Genomic DNA, 22,197 nt, shown 5'->3' with positions numbered 1-22,197 from the left:
TAATCACATAATAAACCAATGAAAAAATTTTTACTGTCAGCTTTATTGCTTTTAAATTGTGTCTTTGTTTTCAGTCAAGATGAAGATTTTAGTATCGGCGATTGGCGGAGCCATTTTCCTTATAATAATTTAATATCTGTTGCTGCAGATGAAAAAGGACTTATTTATGCCGCGTCACAATATGGAATCTTTTCTTATAATACCGAAAACGGTGTCATAAATATTTTTTCTAAAATTAATAGTTTATCGGATGTTGGAATTTCTTGTATTAAATATAATCACACTTATGATTTACTTTTTATTGCATACAGCAATTCTAATATTGACATAATAAAAAATGGCCGAACAATCAATATTTCCGATATTTATAGAAGTAATATTATCGGAAAGAAAACTATAAATAATATTTATTTTCATGACAAATACGCATATTTAAGTTGTGGTTTCGGTATCGTTGTTGTTGATGTAGATAAATATGAAATTGCTGATACATATTTTATCGGTGAAAACGGACAATATATGGATGTACGCGATTTCACATACTGGGAAAAAGAAAGTCTTTTTGTTGCTTCTTCGGAAGATGGTATTTTTTGGGCAAAAAACGATCCCAGTATTAATTTGTCTTATTATGATAATTGGGAACATATTATAGATTATCCTACATCAAATAAATCTGTCAATCATATTGAAACGTTTGCAAATTGCTTATTAATAAATGTTTCTAATGGAGTTTACGGGACAGATACTTTATTATATAATAATGGAAACGGATGGGATTATTTTTACGAAAGTTCATTAACCATATATAATATGGATGTTTTCCAAAACAAATTAATTCTAAATTATTACTCCTCATCTGCTACATATGATACATCTTTTAATAGACTATTAACCTCTTGGCAATATGACGGAAAAGTTACTCCTCGTCCAAATCAAACTATTATAGATAACAATGGAACTTTTTGGGTTGCAGACATCAATTCCGGATTAGTATATTATTATGAAGGATGGGATGGTGTTTCAATTATTCCTTCCGGCCCGAAGGTTGCCAGTATATTTAATCTTGTTTCACATAACAATAAAATATTTGCCCTTTCCGGAGCCATCAATGCTTCATGGGTACCTTTATATAGACAACCTACTTTCAGCATTTTCAATTCAAATGAGTGGACAACCATCAGCAGGTCTACTATTCCTGCTCTTAATAATCATTCTGATATTGTGGATTTAGCTGTTGACCCTAGAAACGAGAATCATTATTTTTTAGCGAGCTATGGGACAGGTCTTGTTGAAATTCTAAATAATGAGGTTGTTAATGTATATAATGGTAATAATAGTCCTTTAGAGGCTCCTACTGTTTTACAAAATCCCGCAGCAGTGCGTGTTGGCGGAGTAAAATTTGATAACAAAAATAATTTATGGGTAACTAATTGTGTAAGCAGTAAATCTCTTCACGTTTTAATGGCAGACGGAACTTGGGGTAATATAGGATTAGGCTCAAATTTCAGTAGTATTGAAGTATCAAAAATTACAATAGATCAACATGGACAAAAATGGTTAAAAACCCGCACCGCCGGAGCAATATATGTTGTTAATGATAATGGTACACCGGAATACGCCGGAGATGATCACTCAAAAATACTTACTACCGCAATAGGTAATGGAGCAATACCGGGACAATCAGTTTATGCTATCACTTGCGATAATAACGGAAAAGTTTGGATTGGTACCGATAAAGGTGTTGCTGTATTTCACTATCCTGAAAAAATATTTTCAGGAGAAAATTTTGATGCCAGCCAAATATTAGTCGAAACTGATGAGGACATACGTCCTCTCCTTGAAAGTGAAACTGTTACAGCAATTTGTGTTGATTTCGGTAACAACAAATGGTTTGGAACTTCTTCATCGGGAGTATATTATACAAGTGAAGACGGGAAAACCGAATTAGCTCATTTCACAAAAGAGAATTCTTCCTTATTATCCAACTCTATTACTAATATTGAAATTAACTCTTCTGGAGAAATATTTTTCTCAACAGATAATGGTTTATGTTCTTTTAAAGGCAATTCATCCGAACCAACTGACGATTTAGATTCAATATATGCTTATCCCAATCCGGTTCGTCCCAGTTATGATGGTCCTATTGCAGTAAAAGGATTAAAGGAAAATTCTTACGTGAAAATCACCGACTCTTCCGGTAAAATAGTCTTTTCAGATATTTCAAATGGCGGGCAAGTTGTATGGAACGGTTATGCTCCTTCAGGTAAAAAAGCCGCTTCCGGAGTTTATGTCGTTTTTGTTATTGACAATCAAGGACAAGAAAAAGCTTCAACCAAAATTTTGATTGTTAGATAAATGTCTATTTCTCCTTATATAAAGACACAAGGAATTGTTTTAAAAACTTTTCCATATTCGGAAACAAGTTGTATCGCCAGAGTATTTACGCCCCATCATGGTGTAATACCATGTTTGATAAAAGGTATAAGAACAAAAACAGCAAAAAACAAACTCATATACTTTAAAGAGTTATCTATTCTTAATCTTGAATTAAAAAAACATAAAAATTCTGAGTTCTATAATGTTATTGATGTTAAAATAGATTATGTTTATGCTTTTTATATGACTTTTAGTCATGATATTAATAAAAGTTGTGTTTATTTATTTATTAATGAACTTGTTAACAAATGTGTTAAGGATGAAAGTCAATCTAAGGAATTATATGATTATATCTTTTCTGCTTTAATGGAAATGGATAATTGTAAATTAATTTCTCCCGACTTTCACGTAGTTTTTACAATTCAGCTTTTAAAATATCTCGGATTAGCTATGAACTTCGATAATTTATCTCGTTCTTCGGTTTTTAATATTCCTGAAGGAATACTTACAGAATCTACACCGGAACATGATTTATATATTCCGCCAAAATATGTAAATATTATCAAAGGAGCAACCGAACAAAAGCTTAATGATAGAATTATTGGCTGTGATTCCAATGAAATAAGAAGAAATATACTTAATTATCTCCAATTATATTACAGATATCATATCCCGAACTTCAAGGATATAAAATCTATTGTTATTCTTAGAAAAGTTTTTGAAGTATAAGGAACGGTTATTTATCTGAATTTATTATTGTTTGATTTATTATCAACCCTAACTCATTCAATTGTTCTTTGGATATTTCCGAAGGAGAATCTGCCATAAGATCCCTACCTTTGTTGTTTTTCGGGAATGCAATAAAATCACGTATCGATTCTTGTCCTCCGAACATTGCACATAATCTATCGAAACCGAAAGCAATACCTCCATGAGGCGGTGCACCGTATTCAAAAGCTCCCATTAAAAATCCGAATTGTTTTTGAGCTTCTTCATCTGTAAATCCAAGAATCTTAAACATTTTATTTTGCAATTCTCTATCATGAATTCTAATTGAGCCGCCGCCTAACTCCACTCCATTCATAACAAGATCGTAGGCATTAGCTCTAACCTTTCCGGGTTCACTTTCAAGTTTATCGGCATCTTCTTGTTTAGGAGATGTAAACGGATGATGCATGGCATAATATCTTTGAGTTTCTTCATCCCATTCCAATAAAGGAAAATCTACAACCCACAACGGAGCAAAAATATCGGGGTTACGTAAACCCAATCTTTCTCCCATTTCTAACCTCAACTCACACAAAGCTTTACGCGTGTGAGTTAAATCACCGCTTAAGATCAATATTAAATCACCGGGTTGTGCATTACATTCTTCAGCCCATTTTTTAAAATCTTCCTCTGTATAAAATTTATCAATAGATGATTTAAAAGTACCGTCTTCATTATATTTTACATAAACTAAACCTTTCGCACCAATCTGCGGTCTTTTCACAAATTCGGTCAAGCTGTCTAATTCTTTCCTCGAATATTCTGCGCAAGACTTGGCAACAATTGCAAGAACAACTTCGGCATTATTAAATACAATAAATTCTCTATTTTTAGCTATTGATGTTAAATCAGTAAACTTCATATCAAAGCGAACATCCGGTTTATCAGAACCATAAAATTTCATTGCAATTTCATAAGGCATTTTAGGAAAACTAAAATCCAAAGAAATGCCTTTTACCATTTTAAAAAGGTATTTAATCATTTCTTCGAAAACATTCAGGACATCGTCTTGCTGAACAAAAGACATTTCGCAATCAATTTGAGTAAATTCAGGTTGTCTGTCTGCACGTAAATCCTCATCTCTAAAACATTTTACAATTTGGAAATACCGATCAATACCGGCAACCATAAGTAATTGTTTAAAACTTTGCGGAGATTGAGGAAGTGCGTAGAATTGTCCCGCATTCATTCTTGAAGGAACTACAAAATCGCGAGCACCTTCAGGAGTAGATTTTATTAATACTGGGGTTTCTACCTCCAAAAAATCTTTTTCACTCAGAAACTTTCTTGTTTCAATAGCAAGTTGATGCCTTATTTCCAGATTTCTTCTCACAGGATCTCTGCGAATATCAAGATATCTGTATTTCATTCTTAATTCTTCTCCGCCATCAGTAACATCTTCTATTGTAAAAGGAGGTGTTTTAGATTTATTAAGAACTTCTATTTTCGAAACATTTATTTCAATATCACCTGTAGGTATGTTTGGATTTTTATTGGTTCTTTCCGCAACAATTCCGGTAATTTTAATGACGTATTCCCTTCCGAGATTATCAACAACATCAAAAAGTTCCGATTGAGTTTCAAGATTAAAAGCTAACTGGGTTATTCCATACCGATCACGTAAATCTACGAAAGTCATTCCTCCAAGTTTACGAACTTTTTTTACCCAACCGCAAAGTGTTACTGTTTCTTTTACATTACTTATACGAAGTTCACCACAAGTATGAGTTCTATACATATTTCAAAAATTTTTGCAAAAGTAATGTTTTTAATTAATAATTAAGGGTTAAGAGTTAAGATTTTTACTTTTAAGTAAATGCAATATATTGCATAAAACTTACGTTTTTTATAATATTTCAAATAATAATTAAGATTTTTTATTTCATATTTAATTTTTAGAAGAAAACAAACAAATGAAAATACACGAATTAATAAAAGAGAGGCGCGATGTATTAAAAGTCAGTCAAAGTGAATTGGCAGACATTACCGGATTAGGATTAAGAACTATCAGATTAATCGAATCGGGAAAGGCAAACCCATCATTGAATACTCTGGAAAAATTGGTTGAAGCTTTGGGTATGGAAGTAAAAATCGAAATAAAGAAAATTGTGCAATAACATGAGGTCAGCAAAAGTATATATAAACCACAGATTGGCCGGATTTCTTACCAAACTTGATGATAATAGTTATGTTTTCAAATATGATGATGAATACTTTCTGGATGAAGATGCTCAGTCTATCAGTTTAAATTTATCAAAAAAACAACAGGAATATTTTTCCGATACTCTTTTTCCTTTCTTTTTTAATATGCTCTCCGAAGGTAAAAATAATGACATTCAAATTCAAAAACTAAAAATACTCAAAAGTGAATATTTTGATCTTCTATTGGCTACTGCAAAATATGATACTATCGGAGCAATTAGACTGGAAGAAATTGTTTAATAAATAATAGTTCTAAAAGATCATTTAGACATAAAATATGAAACATATAGAAATAAATAACTGCCCCTCAACACTTGCTCCCGGATATAATTCGTATAGTTACACAGCCATAAGAAGATTATTCGACAATAAAAATGTTAATCATATATTGGATTCAGGTTTTTTGAATAATATTAACGAAAATATATGTAGTATTTCTATTCCGGGAAATCAAAAGAAAATTACTGTAAACATTGAAAAAGGCAAAATAGTGCCTGCTGAAAACGGTGCCCGAGGAAAATACATTATAAAATTTGCACCAACTAAATTATCTTTTAATAATCTGTCGCAATTGACTGCAAACGAACACTTAACAATGCAAATTGCCCGACAGGTTTACAAAATAAATACAGCGGAAAACGCTTTAGTTTTTTTACCTAACGGTAATTCTGCTTACATTACTAAACGTTTTGATTTTTGCGAAAATGGAGAAAAAATAAAACAAGAAGATTTTGCAAGTTTAACAAACAGGAGCTTTGAAACAAATGGACATAATTACAGATATATCGGTACCTACGCAGGTTTGGGAGCATTATTTAAAACTTATTGTGCTGCCTGGCAGATAGAACTTTATAAATTTTACAAATTAGTAATTTTTAATTATATCTTTGGTAACGGAGATGCTCATCTTAAAAATTTTTCTATTTATCAAACAACTGATGGTGATTATATTTTAACTCCTGCTTATGATCTGATAAATACTGCCATACACAATAATATCAATGATTTTGCTTTGGAAGGAGGATTATTTCAGAAGACTTTTTATTCCAAAACATATAAATGGAAAGGACACCCCTGTGTAAATGATTTTATTACTTTCGGCAAAATGATTGAAGCACCCGATATAATGATAGAGAAAATAAATACCGAATTTCTTCAACTCAAACATGAGGTTTATGATCTTGTAAGCAGATCTTTTCTTGATAAAGGAATGAAGAAAAAATATATTGATGTTTATGAACAACGGACTAAACGTTTCAAGTCCGGCTTATAATCATTTTATTCTTTTACCTTCCTTAAAAGTAACAACAAAAGCATCTTTAAAGCCATATTTAGCTATTTCCTGCTTATATGCTCTCGCCTCTTCTTCTGTTTCAAATAAACCCGCCGTGTATTTATATTTCCCGTCATGTTCATAATATTGAATATTTTTCAGTTTAAAATATTCCGAAGCTTTTGTGTTTATCTTTGAAGCGCTTGTTAAGAATTGAACTTTATAAACAGTTTTATTGTTAGCGGAAGATTTGTTATCGGTTTTTTTACTTTCATCTTTTTTATTCGGCTTGGCAGTCTCTGTATTATTCTTTTCAATAATTGGAGTTGTTTCGACCTTTTCTTCAACAGTTTGTGTAGTAGCCGGTTTTACTCTATTATTAGAATTTTCTACATCTTTTTTATATTCTGAAAATGATTGAAAAAGACATTCACTGATTTCTTCCTGTCCTTTCGCACTGTTTATATATGCTCTGTCGGAAGCATTACTAATAAATCCGATTTCAGTAAGAATACTTGGCATGGCAACTTTATATAAAACCAAGAAAGGACCTTGTTTTACTCCTCTGTTCTTTCGATTATTTGTGACAAAATAATTCTGAATCTTTGAAGATAAATTCAAACTTTGGTCAAGATGTACGTTTTGGTATAAAGAAAAAATAATATTATTCTCCGGTAAATTCGGATCATATCCCTCATAATGTTCTTCATAATCCTCCTCAAATAAAATAGCTTCATTTTCCAACTTAACAATCTCAAGATTATCTTTGGATTTCTGCAAACCCATTACCCATGTTTCGGTTCCTGAAGCATCTGTATTTTTAGCCGCATTACAGTGAATTGAAATAAAAAGATCGGCATGATTTTTATTTGCTATTGAAGCTCTTCTGTGTAATTCAATAAAAACATCAGTATCTCTTGTGTAAATAACTTTAACGTCAGGAAATGCTTTATTTATTTTGCTTCCGAGTTTTTTTGCAATTGCGAGAGTAATATCTTTCTCCTGAACTTTTCCGGCTACGGCTCCCGGATCTTTGCCGCCGTGCCCAGCATCAATTACTACTGTGTTAATGTAAAAACCTTTAGCACTTTTTGTTTGTGCATTAACAGTTTTTACAATTAAAAACATAAAAAAGAAAAGACTAAAAGACAAAAAAACTCGTTTCATATCAAAATAAATTAATTTGTTTATACATATTTGTTTGTCATATGCAATCAAAGACAATAAAACTTAATTCTCTGAAAATCTACCTCGCTTGTTGATTTCATAACTAAATTTTGTACCTTTGTCTGTTAAAACTACTTGGTTTTTTGATTAAAAAATTCAGGTCTAAAAGTAATTGAATTTTGATTAAAAATTTGAAATATAATTTTATTTTTATTAGCCTGTACTTGTTGATATCTTTTATATCGTTGAATTCTAAACATATACTCTCACAAAACATTGATTCAACTTTATATAAATTATATCATCCTGATACTATTTCTTATTACAAATCTTTATATCCCGATTCAACTTTTAACGATTTAGAATATTTATTAGACTCTATTTTTGATGTAAATAACAATAAAATAGACACATTAATAACGTATCCCAACTCTGCTTTTAGTATTCCAGATTCCTCATTTTTATCAAATGCTCAAGACGATGTAAATAAAATTATTAAACAGAACAAGAAAAAATCGTTTTTAGAAAACATTATTAAGAATCAATCTTCAGATTCCATGGTAAACGATTTAATAAACAAAAAGATTTATTATTATAATAATTTTGTTATTGACTACGGAAATCTGCATATCGAATCCGGTTATGCTGAAATTGATATGAATGAAATGACTCTCTTTACTCGCGGATATTATGATGATGAAGGAAAATTAGTTCAAAAACCGAAGTTCAAGGATGGCGACCAAGAGTTTATTGCCGAAACTATTAAATATAATTTTGATACGGGAAAAGGATATGTAACAAATATTATAACTCAACAAGGAGACGGTTTTCTACATGGTGAGCAGGTAAAACTGCTTGAAGATGATATTACGTTGATCAGACACGGAGGATATACAACTTGCGATCAGGAACATCCTCATTTTCAATTTAAGTTTAACAAAGGAAAAGTAATTCCGGACGATAAAATTGTTTCGGGCTTAACTTATCTTGAAATCGAAGGTATTCCTACTCCTTTGGGCTTACCTTTTGCTATATTTCCGATTATTGAAGGAGGAACATCAGGTATTGTTGTTCCCGGATACGGTAATTCGGCCGATAGAGGATTTTTTCTGGAAAACGGCGGATATTATTGGTATATTAATGATCGTATCGACTTAAAGTTAGTTGGAGATATATATTCTCGCGGAAGTTGGGCTATCAAACCTTCAATTAATTATAATAAACGATATAAATATAAAGGTAACTTTAGTTTCAGTTATGCTAATAATAAATTGGGAATTAAGGGAACCAAAGATTTTACTTCTCGAAACGATTTTAAAATCACTTGGAAACATAATCAAGATGCTAAAGCACGTCCAAATAATAACTTTAGTGCCGATGTTAATTTCTTTACTAGTTCTTATAATAAATATAATCCCGCAACAACAACCGACTATTTATCAAGCACTTTTAAGTCGAGTATTGCCTATCAAACTTCTTTTCTAAAAAACAAGGTAAATCTTGCAATAAACCTCGGGCATTCACAAAATACAAAAACACGGTCAATGACATTTACTCTACCTGAGTTTTCTCTTTCAGTGGCAAAGTTATATCCGTTCAAAAGAAAAGTCCAAGTAGGAAATACCCGCTGGTATGAAAAAATAAGTTTTAATTATTCTATGGCAGGAAAAAATGAAATAACTTCTATAGATACTTTACTATTAACCGAACCGATTCTTGATAAGATGAAAAACGGTATTAAGCACACTTTAAATGCAAGTTTCAATACCAATATTCTCAAAGTGTTGAATTTCTCTGTTTCTGCAAATTATAATGAAAGATGGTATTCAAAATATGCTAATGCTTATTATCAACAAGATACGGTATATGTTGATGGAGAAGCCATTCCTCCTCAGTTAATTGTTGAAGAATTATATAAGTTTAAAGCAGCCCGTGATTTTAATTTTAGTACTTCAATAGGTACAACTTTGTATGGTATGGTTCAATTTAAGAAAGGTTTCTTAAGAGCGGTCAGGCATGTATTTACACCAAGTATTTCGTTTACATATACTCCGGATTTTGGAACTCCTTTTTGGGGTAATTACGATTATTATGAAGATAAAAACGGTGATTCGGTAAAATATTCTATTTATAATGTTAGTTCTTTTTCTTCTTTGTATGGATCTCCAAGTGACGGTACCTCAGGAAGAATAAATTTTGCTTTGGGAAATAATTTAGAAATAAAAGTCAGATCTAAAAACGACACAATAACAGGAACAAAAAAAATTAAACTGATCGAAAATCTCACTATTTCTACATATTATGATTTTGCAAAAGATTCTTTAAGACTTGCTCCTTTGACTATTTCCGGAAGAACATCCATTATTAAGGGATTAAATATCAGCTATTCCACACAGTTAAGTCCATATAAAGTTAACGAAGATGGGGTTACTATAAATGAATTTATTTGGAAAACCGAAAAGAGATTGTTTGCTCCTCCTTCACAATCTTGGAACTTAGGTTTCTCTTATACTTTAAATCAAAATACTTTTAAAAAGAAAAATAACAACTCTATTCAGCAGCAAAATGATAGTCCGCCCGAAATTGACCCAATTTTTTATAATTCATTTGAATATATTGATTGGGATAACCCCTGGAGTATTTCTTTAAATTACAACTTTAGGTATGAGATTAGAAATATTATGGTGAACGGTGAATATGAAAAACAAACAACATTAGTAAATGCAATAAGTTGTACAGGAAACGTTAATATAACTCCCAAGTGGAAAATAAGTTATAATTTAACTTATGATCTTAAAGCATTAGAGTTGACTTATGCAAAATTATCCATATATCGTGATTTGCATTGTTGGGAAATGAGTTTCAATTGGATACCATTCGGGGGACAAAAAAGCTGGAGTTTTACAATTAATGTAAAATCTTCAATGTTGAACTCTTTGAAATACGAAATGAAAAGTGAAGATTATAGAAATTATTAACACTTAATCTCAATAAATCAGAGTATTATCCTGTTTAATTTGCTCTTCTACTTCTTCTACTTCCGCACACACTTTATATTTTACTTTTTTACATTGTCTCACTTCTTGTTATAATTTTTCTAAAAAAACAAAGACATTTCTTATATCATAATGATTAAGAATAAAATTGTATGGGTTTATTAGATTTATTTTTCCCAAAGATTTGTTACGGATGCAAAAAACCTTTATATGAACATGAATATTTGCTTTGTGATTATTGTAAGTTTAATTTGCCGGTGACAAATCTGCATAATACATCTAATAATATCATAGAACAAATATTTTACGGAAGGGTTTTTGTTGTGAAAGCAACGTCATTTATTTATTTTAGTAAACATAGTAGTTCCCAATCAATACTTCATTATTTAAAATATAAAGGGAAGCATGAAATAGGCTTTTATTTAGGGAAAATAGCCGGAAAAGAATTAAGATCTTTTTATTCGGACATTGATATTATTATTCCTGTTCCTTTACATCCGGAAAAATTAAAAACGAGAGGTTATAATCAAAGTGAAGTGATTTCTAACGGATTGGCACAAGAATTATCTAAACCCGTATTAACAAAATGTTTAATTAAGCCTAAACAAACAGAAACACAGACAAAAAAAGACAAATATAGTAGATACTTAAATATCAAAGATAAATTCGTAGTTGTAAATCAGAAAGAAATAGATAATAAGCACATTCTAATTGTTGATGATGTTTTAACAACCGGTGCAACTCTGGAGTCCTGTATTTCCAAACTTCTAAAATACAATGTAAAGGTTAGTGTATTTACTTTGGGATTTGTGAAATGAAAATTTAAAAATATTCAAATATCAAAAGCATGAAACGGAATTCAAAACAAATTTATAATTAAATTATATCTAATAAAACTTCCTCGTAAAGGGTAATTGGTTTTTTCTTATTAAAATAAAATCGGAAGAAGAAGAACGGAAAAAAGATTATCCATATTCTTATTTAAATAAGAATTTTGTAACAAAGTGTATTTACTATTAGCATAACAATAATATCAGACGATTCTTAATTAAAATTAAAAACCTTTTCTTGTATATTATTGAAATTTTTTATTTAATTTTGCAAAAAATATCATTATTTACTAATTTAATTCTTTATTATCATGAAAATTTTTACAAAATTCTCTTTATTGTTGGTTTTAACTATTGTTTTTTGTAGTTGCACAAAAACCACTACAGTTGCTGTTAAAAATAGCACTGATTATCAATTGTCTGAAGTAATTTGTTTTGGTTATTCCGGAAATGATGTTGTACATCAAGAAAATATCGGAACTATTGGGGCAGGGTCCTCTTCTCAATCTTTCGAAGTTGACGGTGTAGAAAAAATTCAAATTTCCTTCAAATTTTTTATAAACCAAACTTATTCTGATAGATATTATACTGTTTCAAAATTCCAAATTAAAGAAGGAGAAGATAATATAATTACTATTGATAATGACACTTTTATCAGTACATCTTCGAAAAGTTCAAGTCAAGATGAAAAAACAATTTCCTCTGAATATAAATTAAGTTCAAAATAAATTAAAATTTTTTAACTTATATAAAAAGGTTGTCTTTTTGGGACAACCTTTTTTGTTTTTGAGCATTACAATAAAAAATAATATTACAAAAGTTAATTAAGAATTAGTATGTAAAAAACGTAGTTAAGAAGAGTATGCTTTTAAGTTGTCCATTTGTTTCTAAGATTGAGTGTGAGAAATTTCTATCAGTTCTGCAAATAAAAAACATGAGAAACAAAGCATCCGTTGAAAAAACATCTTTACTGGAGAATCTCTCAACAGCATTCCTAAGTTTAGTAATCAAAAATAACCAAAGTCGAAACTTCGGAATTAATTTATGGAACCCTCTGAAAACAATTCTTAGAAAAACAATCGGAATAGAGTTCTCCAATAAAAAGTTTATCTTCTTGATATAATGATAGATATTATCGAGAAATATAACTCAAAAAACATCATCAATTATCTATTGTTTAAAACTTCCTTGTAAAGGGTAAAGGTTTTCTCATTCTTATTAAAAGTAAAATCGGAATAAGAACATAGGGAAGATTAAAAGACAGAAACTTCACAGGATTTGGTGTTCTCCATTCTGGTTCACCAAAGAATTCAACACCAAAAACAATTACCCCGGTAATTGTAGCAATCATTGTGGCATAAATCACCGACGGTAATTGTATTTTATTCCATCCTTTTATTAATGCTATTACCAAGATTATGTAAAAAGGCATATAAACAAAGGAAGATAATCCAGTAACGATTCTCATCCAAACCGGAGGATTTTGAAACAAAGGGTCTGTTCCTTCAGCATACCAATGATTAGCATTAACAATAAAATTAGATGATTCTTCATTAAAATTTACACCAATTGTTGGTAACATATCTGCAATACAGGATGTAATAGCAAAAATGGAAAAAATAATAATAAAAAAGATATCAATGGGGCGTTCTTTTAATCGTAAATTAGTGCTAAGACTATTTGATTTTGTCATAATCGGTTTTTTTAATAATAATATTTGAAATGAAAATAGAAAAGTGTTTATATGATTTTTACATATTAATCTAAATACTCATAAAATGTTCTAATATAGATAGAATTGTTCATGCTGTAATGTTGGTAACATTCTATCGGAAATTTACTGCCGGAAGTGAAAGTATATTCATTATAGGTTTCAAAAACATTTTCATTTGCTGAGTTTGTGCTTTTAATGTATGTACAATTGTTTTTTGAAAGACCGTAAAATTCGTCCAAGAAAAAGCCGGAAAATGGAGAATAATTTTTATCATAATTAAATTCAAGATAAAGAAAATATTGTCCAAAATATTCCATGCTTTCTTCCGTTATTTTTTGCGGATTATTACCATCCCATGTCAGAGTGATAGTAGTAACTTTCGAAAATTCCGAAATACTCTTTAAAGAACTATCTTCCATTCTTTTATTTTGCATAACATCAGCTATATGCCTTGGGAACAGAAAATACAAAGGAGAAAATTTAATATCATAATTCCTTAAATAATCATAATTTCTTGTGATAATTATTTTCGAAATTTTATTTTTACTATGTATAATTTCATAGTCCTCTAATATTTCATCTCCAAAAGTATATTTCACATTTGTCAATTCTTTACCTGAATATGTAAAAATAATTTTTGTTCCATCTGAGTTTGTTACTGTTGAAATTAAATTCCCGTCATACTCAAAAAGTTGATAACTGTCATCCTCAGGATTAACTCTATTCGGAAATTCAATTTTTACTAATTTATTATCATCCCAACTCCACTCTTCAACCAAATATTTTTCTATTGTTTTTGCTTCGACATAAATTTTACTGATTTTTCTTTTAGGATTGTAAATTCCTTCTTTTTCACAGGAGGAGAAAGAAATTATCATAATGAGTGTAAGAACAATAACTGATATTTTTCGCATAATCTTTTACCCTGTTATATCCCAATTAGGTACTTCGGTTATTAATTTATATTAATATTGTTTTTAATATTATCTACAAAAAGCTTCGCCTTTATCTAAGGGAATACTTAAAACTACGGCTGCTTCAATACCTCTATGGGTTCGAGTTCCTTGAATATCATAAGAATTAATGTTAATCGGAGTTGTGCTGCCGTCTTTTTCCATATCGGAGAATGTGTCTATTAAACCATGATTATAACCCAGTTCAACTCTTGCTACTAAATAGAAATTTTTTGTTACGGGAATATTAAAGCGACAACCTCCGCCGCCAATAAGTCCAAAACTTGTTAATGCCATATTACTTTTGCTAACATCGGCTTGTTTATTTCCCTGATTGTTTACGTTTGAAGTTACGACAGAAATGTTTCCACCTATTCTAAATGCAATATCAGGAGCCACATAAACATAAAATCTATTTTTTCCGTTAATAGGAATATTTATTAAAACCGGTACTCTTAAATCAATATGATTTGATTTTATCGAATAAGTTTCGGAAATACCATTACTATTATCATATTGTGTATAAGTTCCTCTTCCAACGATTAATACTTCCGGACTAATAGAGAAAACCTTTGTTAAAGGAATTTCTACAGTGGCACCAATTATAGGACGAGCTTTAAAAACCTGATCTAAATCGGCTATTCTATTATCGGAGTATGTCATTTTAGCAAAATTAACACCTGCTTTCAAACCGATTTTTATATCACTATCAAAAGATCTTTTTCCCATAAAATATCTTTGTTGTGCTTGCAAAAATACCGGGGAAAATATTAATCCCAGAAACAAAGCACAAAAAACAACTCTTTTATAATTCATAATTATTTTATTATTATTTTATTTACAAACGAATTTTTTTCATCGGATATTACAAACAAATACAACCCTTTGCTAAAATTATTTACTGAATATGGAATTATAGTATTGTTTGAATCAATAAAGACATTGAAGTTATCTATTAATTTTCCGGCATAATCGGTTATTTTAATATTAACTTTTCCTTCTAATCCTTCAAATTTAATATTTACAATATCGTCGGCAGGATTTGGATAAATACTTATATTATCATCAACATAATCATTAATACCGAACACAGCATTAATATTCAATTCCGCCGGATCTCCTATACACTCGCCAACGGCTTTTACAGATAAAACCGCACTACCCGGAGTTGTTACAAATAATCTACATTTTTTACCATTAGGAACTACAACCCAATATTCGTTGGAAACTTTCCAAATATATTCTTTCGCATTATCTACTCCCGTAACTGTATATTCAAAAACTTCATTCTGAGAGCCTTCAGCAATCGCTACATTTGAAGGACCGACAATTACGCCCACACCGGGAGAGGAAATAACTGTAAGATCAAGGGTTGATATACTATCACAACCATATATATCTTTAAACGGTTTAATATAGATGCCGCTTTGAGTGTATATATCACCTTCCCAAATATACGGGCCACAACTTACATGCTGGTTATATGTACTTTGCGTATAATGAATAAATATTTCTTTTTTAACAATACTATCACAACCGTTATGAGAAGAAAAGGTGCGTGAATATATTCCAGATTGCGAATATGTTTGTCCGTTCCAAGTATATGGCCCGCAGGAATGAACGGTTTCAGACACATCATAAACAGGATAAATTGTTAAGTTTAAGATTAAAACACTATCACAACCATTTGCTCCCGTAGTAGTATATTCATATATACCGGAAGAAGAATAGGTTACCCCGAACCAAGAAAAGAAATCGCAAGCTTCTTCATATAAATTACGTGATGTAGGTTTATTAATCGTAATATTTTTTGTTACAATACTATCACAACCATATTTAGTAATAAAATTTTGAGAATAACTTCCCGACTGTGTATAAACTTGTCCGTTCCACACTACAGAATCACATCCGGATTCACTTAAAGTAATATTATAAACCGGATGTATTGTTAAGTGCAACGCCAATACACTATCACAATTATTAATAGTCTGCAAAGTTAAATTTTCAATAATGGTACCGTTTAAATTTGCCGTATTTATTGTAAATCCGTGTTTATTATAAATTTCACCTTTACATACAGAATCAAAAATATCCATATGATAAATCGGCAATACATTAAGATATAAGGTTACTGTACTATCACAATCATGAATACTTTCCAAATGCAGAGTTCGAGAAATAACTCCAGATAAATTACTTGTATTAATAACAAATCCGTATTTATCATAAATCTCACCTCTGCAAGCATTATCATAAAGAACTATGTCGTATTCGGGATAAATTATAACATTAATTTCATAAACACTATCACAACCTAAATGGTTAATAAAAGATTGAAAATACTGTCCAGACTCGGTATATGTTTCCCCATTGTATGTAAATGATATACAATCTTCAGCATTAACCACTTTATAATATTCTTCTAAAATAGTAAGATGAAGAGTAACAAGGCTGTCACAAAGTCCCGGCCGTGATATGGCTTGAGAATAATCACCGGATGCAGTATATGTTATTCCTCTCCAGGTATAACTTCCACAAGTAGTTTCATCAAATTCTCCATAAGCAAAATCTTGAAAACCTAATATATTGAGGGTAACTACGCTGTCACAACCATGCGAATTAACAAAAGTATTTGTATAAGTTCCGGGCTCTGTATAAACACCTCCACCCCAATAAAACGGATTACCGCAAGCTGTGGTATCGTAATTATAATACTGAATTTGCGGATAAATAGTTACATGTAAATTAACAATACTATCACAACCGTATATTGATTTAAAATACTTCTGAAATATCCCCGATTGAATGTAATAATATCCTTGATAATAAGTCGGGCCACAAGATTCTATATATTCATCCATCTCCCAATTTCTGCCTACAGTTAAATTTATTGTAACAATACTATCGCATTCATACTGATCGGTAAAAAATTGCCGATAATAACCACTAACCGGATAGATATGATTATTCCAGGTATAAGGTCCGCAAGAAACTATATCAACAGTATCATTATATCTTTCATGAACTGTAAGATATAATGTTTTTGTACTGTCACAATTATGTATAGTAGAACCTAAATCAATAGTTTCTGTAATTAATCCAGAAAGATCTGCCGTCGGAATATTGAAACCGTATTGGTTATAAATTCCTCCTTTACAAATTTCATCATGTATTTCCAAATTATAAGGCTCGTGTATTGTCAAATGAAGAGTTACAATACTGTCGCAACCAATAGAATTACTTAATGCATGTTGATAATCGCCACTTTCATAATATGTTTTACCGTACCAAGTATATGATTCACAAGCTGCAGCAGATGTTTCGCCATAAGATACGGATAAAATAGTGAGATTTAAGGTTACAATGCTATCACAGCCGTTTGTATTTTGAAAAACTCTTGTGTAAGATCCGGACACATCGTAAGTAATTCCTTCCCAAATATATTGGCCGCAAGCAATGATACCTCTTTGATGATACTCAGGATTAGTTATTGTTAGATTAAGCGTTACTATGCTATCACAACCCAATGAAGAAGTTACAGTCCGTGTTCTAATAATAGGACTTTGTTGTCCGACAGAGTTAACGTAAAAACCGTAATTTTGATAGATATGGTCTTTACATACATAATCATATATCTGAACATTATGAATAGGTTTGATGGTAATATGCAGGGTTACAATACTATCACATTTTCCGGGAGTATAAAACGGTTGATGGTAAGTTCCGGATTCCGTATATGTTACACCATTGCGAGTGTACGAACCGCAAACTGAAATATAATATTCATATTCAGCCGGCACATACATCGTTAAATGTAAAGTTACTATACTATCGCAACCATTTGAGGCCGTGAATCTTTGAGTATAATTACCACTGTTGGTATATACCTCACTATTCCAAGAATACATATAACAACCCGTATCCCAAAATTCATGATAAATAGTTTCACAATTGCTTGTTTCTGTTGAAGATTCTATATTGCAAATAATTTCATTATTATGAAAATTTTTCGCCTCAACAGTATAAAAAAAAGTTAGAGATATTATGCATAAAAATGCACTAAAATATGGTTTCATATTCATGGCGATAAAATTTAATATATAATAGCATTTTCATGCTTTTAATTTATTCGGATTGAATGACTTTCATCTGCGGGAAGAACAAAACATCCTGAATGGAATGAGAATCTGTCATCATCATTGCCAATCTGTCTATTCCAATACCCAAGCCTGCTGTCGGAGGCATTCCCACTTCTAAAGCATTTAAGAAATCTTCATCTAAAACCATAGATTCTTCATCTCCTCTTTTACCCAACTCTAATTGAGTTTCAAATCTTTCTCTTTGATCTATAGGATCATTTAGTTCTGAGAAAGCATTACATAATTCTTTGCCGTTGCAAATTGCCTCAAAACGTTCTACTAATCCCGGTTTTGAACGGTGTTTTTTTGCCAAAGGAGACATTTCAACCGGATAATCGGTAATATATGTTGGTTGGATAAGATTTTTTTCACATTTTTCGCCAAAGAGTTCATCTATCAATTTACCTTTTCCCATTGTAGAATCAATTTGAACACCAAGTTTTTTAGCTGTTTCTGCTAATTGAGCTTCATTCATTTCCGAAATATCAATACCGGTAAAATGTTCAATTGCTTCATACATGGTATATCTTTTCCATGGACGTTTAAAATCTATAATGTTTTCGCCTACTTTTACCTTTGTTGTACCATATAAATCAATAGCAATTTTTTCAACCATCTCTTCAACAAGATTCATCATCCATTCGTAATCTTTGTAAGCAACATACAATTCCATTTGAGTAAATTCCGGATTATGGAATCTGTCCATACCTTCATTTCTGAAATCTTTGGAAAATTCATAAACACCATCAAAACCACCGACAATTAATCTTTTCAAATACAATTCATCAGCTATGCGTAAATACAAAGTAGCATCAAGAGTATTATGATGAGTTTTGAAAGGGCGGGCAGCCGCACCACCATAAAGTGGCTGTAAAATAGGAGTTTCTACTTCAAGGTATCCTTTCTCATTCAAAAACTCGCGCATAGAATTAACTATTTTGGTTCTCTTAATGAAAACATCCTTAACCTCAGGGTTTACAACCAAATCAATATATCTCTGACGATAACGCTGTTCGGGATTTGTAAACGCATCGAATACTTTATCGTCTTTTTCTTTAACAATAGGCAAAGGTGTTAATGATTTACACAGTAAAATAAAATCTGTAACATGAATTGATATTTCACCCATTTGAGTAATAAAGACAAAACCCTTAACACCTATGATATCACCGATATCAGTATGTTTTTTAAACACGGAATTATATAAAGATTTATCTTCTCCTGCGGCAATATCATCACGTTTAATATAAAGCTGGATTCTTCCCGTAGAATCTTGAATTTCTACGAAAGAAGCTGCACCCATGATTCTTCTGCTCATAATTCTGCCGGCAATACTCACATTCTGATATAAAGAATTATCTTGCGGATAATTTTCTTTAATTTCTTTTGCTGTGCAGTTTATTTCAAAAGTAGCAGCAGGATATGGATCTATTCCCATCTCTACCAACGCTTGTAAAGATTGTCTTCTTATAATTTCTTGTTCGCTGAGGTTATTCATTTTAGTTTAAATGTTTAAAATTAATTGATTATTCGCTTACCCAAGGATATTGATATAAACCCTGCATTAAACGAGATGTTTTTTCTTCTGGACTCATTGCTTCATATTCTTCACGAGCCTTACGATATTTCTCCGCTTCTTCAGATTTTATCTTGTCGTATTTTAATTTCAAGAAACCCGTAAGAAATGGTTTTGCCACAGTCGGGAAAAGTTCCAATAATAGCATATCACGCTCACTGTTGGCAATTTTTTCACCGTCATATTCCGGCAATGGAGGATTTTCCGGTTGAACATAATCACTCTCTACAAAAGGTTGTTCTTCTCTGTGACCGCATATTTTAAATCTGAAATCGGGATCAATAGGAATAGGAGTTTTGCCGTATTTTCCTTTGACGAGATTAACATATTGAACGGAATTATTTGTGAATGCAGGTAAATTGTTTGCCCTGTCAACAACACAGTTAACGGCTTGACTTCCTACAATCTGACTGGTAGGAGTAACTAATGGGGGACACCCTGCAAAAACACGTACTTCCGGAACCGTTTCCAAAACTTTCTCAACTAAATTGCTAAGATTTGCCGACTTCAATTGTGCAAGCATGTTTGTATACATACCACCGGGAATTTCCGCTTTTTTAACCATTTCATTCGGAGGAGGAAATCCAAAATAAGCTTCAATCGCATGGACATGTTCCAACAGTTTTGTTTCGTCATTATTTTTAGCAGCAACAATTGCTTCATTAAAATGATTATCAATTTCTTTAGGAAAATCGAAATTAATTATGTCTATCTTCTTCGGAAGTTCTTTCTTATAATTATCAAACTCCGATAATTCTTTACGTATATCGTAAAGAATATTACTAATTTCCGTAATGACATGCGGATCGCCGTCTATTTCGATTCCAAGTTTTTTGGCGAAAATATAAATGATTTCATACGGAGGCGCAGCAGGACCGCCTGCAAAAGGATTAATTGCCGTATCAACAATATCCGCACCGTTAAGAATTGCCATCAATGTTGATGCAACACCATAACCCGGAGTACAATGAGTATGAAAATCAACAGGTACTTTCAAAGTTTTCTTCAAGGCTGTAATCATTTCTGCGGCAACTTTAGGGGGAATGAGTCCTGCCATATCTTTAACAGTAATCATATCCGCACCTAAACCTTCTAATTTTTTTGCAATATTTACAAAATAATCAATTGTGAAAATCTTTTTAGGTAACTTTTTACCTTGGAAGAAAGCTTTTACTTTTTGTTTTGAAGTAAAACGTGGATCTACAGTGTAGCAAACTGCACAATCTGCAATACCACCATTATCTTTCACAGCTTTTATCGTTGAAATCATATTATTAGTATCATTCAATGCATCGAAGATTCTCATTATATCAATTCCGCATTGAATGGAGTTTCTGTTGAAACCTTCAATAACCTTTTCCGGATACGGATTATATCCGAAAATATTTCTTCCGCGGGATAAAGCCGTAAGTTTTGCTCCGTCTTTTATACCGTCTTTTATTTTTTCGAGGCGCACCCAAGGGTTCTCACCTAAATATCTCATGATAGAATCGGGAACGGCGCCGCCCCAAACTTCCATTGCATAAAATCCTGCTTTACTGAACTTTTCCAAAGTTCTGTCAACTTCTTTTTGATTCATTCTGGTGGCAAAAAGCGATTGCTGGCCATCTCTCAGAGTTAAATCCCGTATTTTTAAATGTTTATTCATATTTAAACATATTTGAATTGGCAAATTTATTAAAAAATTGTAATTAATCCAAAATAAAGAGAAAAATTTAGTTTTTAAAGTAAGGTGTTTTCAGATAAAAACAAAAAAGTGCCGATAATATAAATTAAAGGCACTTTAATATATCTGAAAAATAAATCAGAAAGTGAAATTAAAACAAAAATATCTGTTTTATCTCTTTCTAAATTTTATCCATTATTCTGTTGGAGGCAGTTCATAATCAGCCGGAGCTGTAGGTTGAATCGGTGCTGTATTTTCAATACTTTGGCGTAATTCTGTGTCTCTTGTGTCAAAAACATCACTGTGTTTCGGAATTACAAATACTGAAACTAAACTTAGCACACACAATACAATGGCTAAAGTCCATGTTGCTTTCTCAAGGAAGTCGGTTGTTTTTCTGACTCCCATATATTGATTTTGATTCTGTAAATTGGAAGCTAATCCTCCACCTTTAGAATTCTGAACTAATACTACTATTACTATAAAAACACAGGCAAGAAGTATTAATGCTAATATTACATAATATAAACCCATAAC

The 22,197-nt window shown here is 31.2% G+C and carries 18 protein-coding genes; 9 read left to right on the top strand and 9 right to left on the bottom strand.

Annotation, left to right across the window (positions count from 1 at the left end; genetic code table 11):
- Positions 1-18 precede the first annotated feature (18 nt).
- Positions 19-2,355, top strand: a complete 2,337-nt coding sequence (locus LBP67_09015) for a hypothetical protein (protein MDR2085117.1) — start codon at positions 19-21, stop codon at positions 2,353-2,355.
- Positions 2,356-3,105: a DNA repair protein RecO gene (gene recO / locus LBP67_09010; GenBank protein MDR2085116.1), complete on the top strand. Its 750-nt coding sequence runs from the start codon at positions 2,356-2,358 to the stop codon at positions 3,103-3,105.
- A 7-nt stretch (positions 3,106-3,112) separates the two neighbouring features.
- Here recO and aspS read toward each other — a convergent pair whose 3' ends face one another.
- Positions 3,113-4,882, bottom strand: a complete 1,770-nt coding sequence (aspS, locus tag LBP67_09005; GenBank protein ID MDR2085115.1) for an aspartate--tRNA ligase — start codon at positions 4,880-4,882, stop codon at positions 3,113-3,115.
- A gap of 175 nt (positions 4,883-5,057) precedes the next feature.
- Between aspS and LBP67_09000 the strand changes: the two genes are divergently transcribed.
- From LBP67_09000 to LBP67_08990, 3 genes are read left to right on the top strand one after another with little or no spacing between them, the layout of a single operon-like run.
- Positions 5,058-5,261 carry a helix-turn-helix domain-containing protein gene (locus LBP67_09000; GenBank protein MDR2085114.1) on the top strand — a complete coding sequence of 68 codons (204 nt, stop codon included), beginning with the start codon at positions 5,058-5,060 and terminating at the stop codon, positions 5,259-5,261.
- A gap of 1 nt (position 5,262) precedes the next feature.
- A complete protein-coding gene (locus tag LBP67_08995; protein MDR2085113.1) occupies positions 5,263-5,586 on the top strand; it encodes a HipA N-terminal domain-containing protein in 324 nt (107 codons plus the stop codon).
- 37 nt (positions 5,587-5,623) lie between these two features.
- Complete coding sequence (locus tag LBP67_08990; GenBank protein ID MDR2085112.1) at positions 5,624-6,619, top strand: HipA domain-containing protein; 996 nt, start codon at positions 5,624-5,626, stop codon at positions 6,617-6,619.
- Here LBP67_08990 and LBP67_08985 read toward each other — a convergent pair whose 3' ends face one another.
- Positions 6,620-7,786, bottom strand: a complete 1,167-nt coding sequence (locus LBP67_08985; GenBank protein MDR2085111.1) for an N-acetylmuramoyl-L-alanine amidase — start codon at positions 7,784-7,786, stop codon at positions 6,620-6,622. It abuts the gene before it with no gap.
- 245 nt (positions 7,787-8,031) lie between these two features.
- Between LBP67_08985 and LBP67_08980 the strand changes: the two genes are divergently transcribed.
- From LBP67_08980 to LBP67_08965, 4 genes are all read left to right on the top strand, one after another.
- Positions 8,032-10,764 (top strand): LPS-assembly protein LptD, encoded by a 2,733-nt coding sequence (locus tag LBP67_08980; GenBank protein ID MDR2085110.1) that lies wholly within the window; start codon positions 8,032-8,034, stop codon positions 10,762-10,764.
- 170 nt (positions 10,765-10,934) lie between these two features.
- Complete coding sequence (locus tag LBP67_08975; protein ID MDR2085109.1) at positions 10,935-11,600, top strand: ComF family protein; 666 nt, start codon at positions 10,935-10,937, stop codon at positions 11,598-11,600.
- 323 nt (positions 11,601-11,923) lie between these two features.
- A complete protein-coding gene (locus tag LBP67_08970) occupies positions 11,924-12,340 on the top strand; it encodes a hypothetical protein (GenBank protein ID MDR2085108.1) in 417 nt (138 codons plus the stop codon).
- Between the two features lie 206 nt (positions 12,341-12,546).
- Positions 12,547-12,735, top strand: coding sequence for a hypothetical protein (locus LBP67_08965; protein ID MDR2085107.1), 189 nt, complete (start codon positions 12,547-12,549; stop codon positions 12,733-12,735).
- 54 nt (positions 12,736-12,789) lie between these two features.
- On the opposite strand, the gene LBP67_08960 is transcribed toward LBP67_08965, so the two are convergent.
- From LBP67_08960 to secG, 7 genes are all read right to left on the bottom strand, one after another.
- Positions 12,790-13,305 carry a DUF2781 domain-containing protein gene (locus LBP67_08960; protein MDR2085106.1) on the bottom strand — a complete coding sequence of 172 codons (516 nt, stop codon included), beginning with the start codon at positions 13,303-13,305 and terminating at the stop codon, positions 12,790-12,792.
- 65 nt (positions 13,306-13,370) lie between these two features.
- Entirely contained in the window at positions 13,371-14,240 is an 870-nt protein-coding gene (locus LBP67_08955) for a hypothetical protein (protein MDR2085105.1), read from the bottom strand.
- A 69-nt stretch (positions 14,241-14,309) separates the two neighbouring features.
- Positions 14,310-15,095 (bottom strand): PorT family protein, encoded by a 786-nt coding sequence (locus LBP67_08950; protein ID MDR2085104.1) that lies wholly within the window; start codon positions 15,093-15,095, stop codon positions 14,310-14,312.
- Between the two features lie 2 nt (positions 15,096-15,097).
- Complete coding sequence (locus LBP67_08945; protein ID MDR2085103.1) at positions 15,098-18,361, bottom strand: T9SS type A sorting domain-containing protein; 3,264 nt, start codon at positions 18,359-18,361, stop codon at positions 15,098-15,100.
- 43 nt (positions 18,362-18,404) lie between these two features.
- Positions 18,405-19,916 (bottom strand): lysine--tRNA ligase, encoded by a 1,512-nt coding sequence (gene lysS, locus LBP67_08940; protein MDR2085102.1) that lies wholly within the window; start codon positions 19,914-19,916, stop codon positions 18,405-18,407.
- A gap of 28 nt (positions 19,917-19,944) precedes the next feature.
- The gene (locus LBP67_08935) at positions 19,945-21,642 is read right to left on the bottom strand and encodes a carboxylase (GenBank protein ID MDR2085101.1); all 1,698 of its coding nucleotides are present in this window, start codon (positions 21,640-21,642) and stop codon (positions 19,945-19,947) included.
- A gap of 213 nt (positions 21,643-21,855) precedes the next feature.
- Entirely contained in the window at positions 21,856-22,194 is a 339-nt protein-coding gene (gene secG / locus LBP67_08930) for a preprotein translocase subunit SecG (GenBank protein MDR2085100.1), read from the bottom strand.
- Positions 22,195-22,197 lie beyond the last annotated feature (3 nt).

Source organism: Bacteroidales bacterium, assembly GCA_031276035.1.
Lineage (GTDB): Bacteria > Bacteroidota > Bacteroidia > Bacteroidales > BM520 > RGIG7150.
The sequence above is the reverse complement of the archived record's forward strand: the minus strand, read 5'-3'. Positions and strand labels throughout refer to the sequence as shown.